Raw genomic sequence first — 3,812 nt, 5'->3', positions numbered from 1 at the left:
CAACTCAGGCAGCGGCCCGCGGGCCGCTGCCTGACGCGCTACGGTTTGTCTTTTCTTCTTCATCGGCATATCCATGACGTTTACTCCGCATGATATGCCCCGCCCACGAAATCACGGATAGGTCCAGCAAAGCCGCATCATTCGGGGCGCTGACGGTCGTCGAGCGCCGTCAGCAGGGCGCGCATTGTACCGCTCAAGTCTGCTGATCAAGCGCCTGCACGACCGCTTTCTCCGCGAGGCTCCCGGCCGGCCCGACCACTGCATAGTTGAGCCCGTTCACCGATCCATACCGCGCGAGCAGCGCGCCATCCACGCGTTGCCCGGCCGGCAGCAGCCGATGTTTCGATTCCGCAGGCCGCATATAGAAGCTCAGCGTCCGCCCGGTTGCGTCCTCATAGAGCACCATCGCAGACGTGGCGCCGCTGTCCGTCGTGAACAACCGTCCGCCGACCGGCCTGAACCCCGCTGCGCTCAAATCCGGCAGCTTCGCCGACGCACCCACACGCCGGGTGAGCCATCCCTGTAAATCGCCCGCACCCGTCGGCCGGTAATCCACCTTCGCCGTCTGATCGACCACCATCATCCGGTAAGCCTCGATCGCATCGCTCATCGGCGCGATGGGCGGCGCCGCATTCCACCCCCGCGCCTGCCAGCCGCCCAACGTCCCGAGCCCGACGCAGAACACGAACGAGGCCGCCATCGCGAACCGCATCCGCGTGCGCTCCATGCGCCGTCCACGAATCGCTGCCGGATCCAGCGCCGGGTTATCCGCCGGCATCCGTACGCTCTCCAGCGCGGTCCGCAACCGCTGCGCATCCTGCCGCCATTGCTTCACCTGTTCCGCGCGCTCCGGATGCCGCGCGAGATAGCGCTCGACCGCGGCGCGCGCATCGTCGTCGAGCTGGCCGTCGACGTAGGCCTGGAGGTCGTGTTCGTTCGGAGGCGTGTTCATTTTTTCATCAATCGCAAAGAAGGAGCGGGGAGCTCGCCGTCGCTGAGCTGGCGCAGCGCCTGGCGCGCGCGGGAGAGCCGCGACATCACGGTGCCGATCGGCACGTCGAGCAGGTCGGCGGCTTCCTGATAGGTGAAGCCCTCGACCGCGACGAGCAACAGCAGGCTGCGCTGCTCGTCGGAGAGCCGGCCGAATGCTTCGAGCGTCGCGCGTGCCGCGAATTCGCGTTCGGCGGACGGCCAGTGCGCTTCGTCGTCGTCGCGGATGCGCCCGAGCAGCCACGCATAGCGCTTCGCGCTGCGTTTGCCGTCGAGAAACTGTCGGTACAGGATCGTGAAGAGCCAGCTGCGCAGCGACGCGTCGTCGCGGCGGCTCGTCCAGCGCGACAGTGCGCGCTCGAGCGTCGACTGGACGAGATCGTCAGCCGCGTGGACGTCGCGTGCGAGCCAGAGCGCGAAGCGCCGCAGCCTGGGGATGAGTTCGCGCAGTGCTTCGTCGTCGAGGGCGGTGGAGGGCATGGCCGGGCCGGTTGCCGAAAGGGTCGAGATGCCGCGTAGGACGCCGGCGAGCATCGATTATTCCCTCCAGCATAGGAAAAAAATTGTCGTGGAATAAAGCTGCGCGGGTGGCGTCCTATGCGGGTTCGACAATGATCTGACGATCGGGAGCATATACATGGAGCGATCTTCTTCCTCTTCTTCGCCGCAGCGCAAGCCTGGGCGCGGGTGGTGGCGCTGGGCCGCGATCGGCGGCGCGGTGGCCGGCGTGGCCGTGGCGTTCGGGTATGTCGGCGGGTGGCTTGCGCCCGCGCGTCTGACCCCGCACCGGATCGTCGATGCGCTGCAGACGGCCGGCGGCGGCATTCATCCGGGCTTCCGGCGCAATCACGCGAAGGGCGTGTGCGTGACCGGTTACTTCGAAGGCAACGGCGCCGCGAGCGCGTATTCGGTCGCGCCGTTCTTCAAGGCGGTGCGCACGCCGGTGGTCGGGCGGTTCGCGTTGCCGGGCGGGAATCCGTATGCGCCCGACAGCAGCGTGCCGATCCGCAGCCTCGCGCTGAAGCTCACCGCGCCGGATGGGGAGCAATGGCGAACCGGGATGAACGCGATGCCGGTGTTTCCGGTGGCGACGCCGCAGGCGTTCTACGCGCAGTTGCTGGCGACCCGGGCCGATCCTAAGACGGGCAAGCCCGATCCGGCGAAGGTGAAGGCGTTTTTCGGCGCGCATCCGGAGACGGCCGCGTTCCGCGAATGGGTGAAGGGTGCGAAGCCGAGCGCGAGCTACGTCACCGAAAGTTATTACGGCTTGAACGCGTTCTACTTCGTCGATGCGGCCGGCAAGCGCCAGGCGGTGCGGTGGCGGGTCGTGCCGGAGCAGACGGCCGGCGCCGGGAACATCGCGACGGCCGCGGATCCGAACGTGCTGCAGCAGGACGTGACGCAGCGCATCGCGGCCGGTGCGCAGAAGTGGAAGCTGCTGGTCACCCTGGCGGAGCCCGGCGATCCGGTGGACGACGCGACGAAGGTCTGGCCCGCGCAGCGCACGACGATCGATGCGGGCACGCTCGTGCTCGATCGCGTGGAGGCGCAGGACAGCGGGCCGTGCCGGGATGTGAATTACGACCCGACGGTGCTGCCGCAGGGGATCCAGGTGTCAGGGGATCCGTTGCTGGCGGCGCGGTCGGCGGCCTATGCGGATTCGTATCTGCGCAGGACGAGTGAAGAGGCCGGGGTGGCAGGCGTGGCGCGATTGAGTGGGGAGGGACGGTGATGAAGGCTTCGACGACGTTTAGCTTGCCGGCGCGGGTGCTGCACTGGGTGATGGCCGCGATGATCATCGCGATGCTGTTCATCGGGGTGGGGATGGTAGCGTCCGTTTCCGGGCGGCACGAGATCCTGGTAGCGATTCACAAGCCGCTGGGTGTGGCCGTGCTGGTGCTCGTGTGTGTGCGGATCGTGGTTCGGGTTCTGTCGAAGCCGCCGGCGTTGCCCGACGATCTGCCGTGGTGGCAGAAGGTTGCCGCGCACGGGTCGCATCTCGTGCTGTATGCGCTGATGCTCGCGATGCCGCTGATCGGGTGGGCGATGCTGTCGGCGGGCGGGTATCCGGTGACGCTGGGCGGTGGTGTGCAGCTGCCGGCGCTGGTGTCGGCTGATCCGGTGACGTTCGCGTGGCTCCGGGTCGCGCACCGGGTGCTGGCGTATCTGTTCTTCGCGACGTTCCTCGCGCACTTTGCCGCGGCGCTGTATCACGGGCTGATTCGGCGGGACGGTGTGGTGAGGGCGATGGTGGGGCGGTGAGCGACGGAGGGTTGCGTTCGATGCGGCGGGGCTGTTCACGGGCAACCGGGGCTGCTCCCGCCGTGTCGCTTATATATGACCGCTGGAGAGGTTCAGCGCCCCCCGGCACTGCATGTCAAAATAATTTCACAAAAGGGGTTGCGGAGTCCGGGGCAGGTGCTTAGAATCACGCCTCTTTCGCGCTAACGGAAACGCAGCGCGGGAAGAAAAAGGGAAGTGGTGCTGTTGAAGTCGGTTTTAGCGACTCCAGTGCAAACGAAATTAAACCGCAGTCGTCGCAACGAAGTAGTTAAAAAAGTTGTTGACGGATTTAAAAAAACGGTTGATAATCTCTCTTCTCTGCTGCTGAAAACGCAGCGCTGCTGGGAAACGCGAAGTTCCTCGCAGAATGCTCTTTAAAAATTAACAGCCGATAAGTGTGGGCGCTTGATGAAAGCGAGCTGATCCTCGGATCAGATAGCGAAAGTATCAAGAGTCTCACACTAAAGTAAGTCAGGTTTATGAAGTGATTCATATTCCTGTCAGCTTTGAGTGAGCGACCGGTTCTTAACCGAACCGAA

The 3,812-nt window shown here is 65.1% G+C and carries 4 protein-coding genes; 2 read left to right on the top strand and 2 right to left on the bottom strand.

From position 1 onward, the window contains the following. Positions 1–193: 193 nt before the first annotated feature. Positions 194–952 carry an anti-sigma factor gene (locus tag G3N64_RS38440; protein ID WP_205788800.1) on the bottom strand — a complete coding sequence of 253 codons (759 nt, stop codon included), beginning with the start codon at positions 950–952 and terminating at the stop codon, positions 194–196. Beyond that, entirely contained in the window at positions 949–1,470 is a 522-nt protein-coding gene (locus G3N64_RS38435) for a sigma-70 family RNA polymerase sigma factor (RefSeq protein WP_205788799.1), read from the bottom strand. Before G3N64_RS38435 ends, G3N64_RS38440 begins: the two co-directional genes overlap by 4 nt. A gap of 157 nt (positions 1,471–1,627) precedes the next feature. Between G3N64_RS38435 and G3N64_RS38430 the strand changes: the two genes are divergently transcribed. Beyond that, on the top strand, positions 1,628–2,722 hold the full coding sequence (locus G3N64_RS38430; RefSeq protein ID WP_205788798.1) for a catalase family peroxidase: 1,095 nt from the start codon (positions 1,628–1,630) through the stop codon (positions 2,720–2,722). Then, the gene (locus G3N64_RS38425; RefSeq protein WP_205788797.1) at positions 2,722–3,252 is read left to right on the top strand and encodes a cytochrome b; all 531 of its coding nucleotides are present in this window, start codon (positions 2,722–2,724) and stop codon (positions 3,250–3,252) included. The genes G3N64_RS38430 and G3N64_RS38425 overlap by 1 nt, the downstream gene beginning before the upstream one ends. The last annotated feature ends 560 nt before the right edge of the window (positions 3,253–3,812 follow it).

The organism is Burkholderia sp. Ac-20344 (assembly GCF_017104975.1).
In the GTDB taxonomy this organism is placed as follows: domain Bacteria; phylum Pseudomonadota; class Gammaproteobacteria; order Burkholderiales; family Burkholderiaceae; genus Burkholderia.
The sequence above is the reverse complement of the archived record's forward strand: the minus strand, read 5'-3'. Positions and strand labels throughout refer to the sequence as shown.

Bases quoted from the DNA above. Each gene is read 5' to 3' on its own strand.
- G3N64_RS38440 (WP_205788800.1), bottom strand. From the start codon at position 952: ATGAACACGCCTCCGAACGAACACGACCTCCAGGCCTACGTCGACGGC.
- G3N64_RS38435 (WP_205788799.1), bottom strand. From the start codon at position 1,470: ATGCCCTCCACCGCCCTCGACGACGAAGCACTGCGCGAACTCATCCCC.
- G3N64_RS38430 (WP_205788798.1), top strand. From the start codon at position 1,628: ATGGAGCGATCTTCTTCCTCTTCTTCGCCGCAGCGCAAGCCTGGGCGC.
- G3N64_RS38425 (WP_205788797.1), top strand. From the start codon at position 2,722: ATGAAGGCTTCGACGACGTTTAGCTTGCCGGCGCGGGTGCTGCACTGG.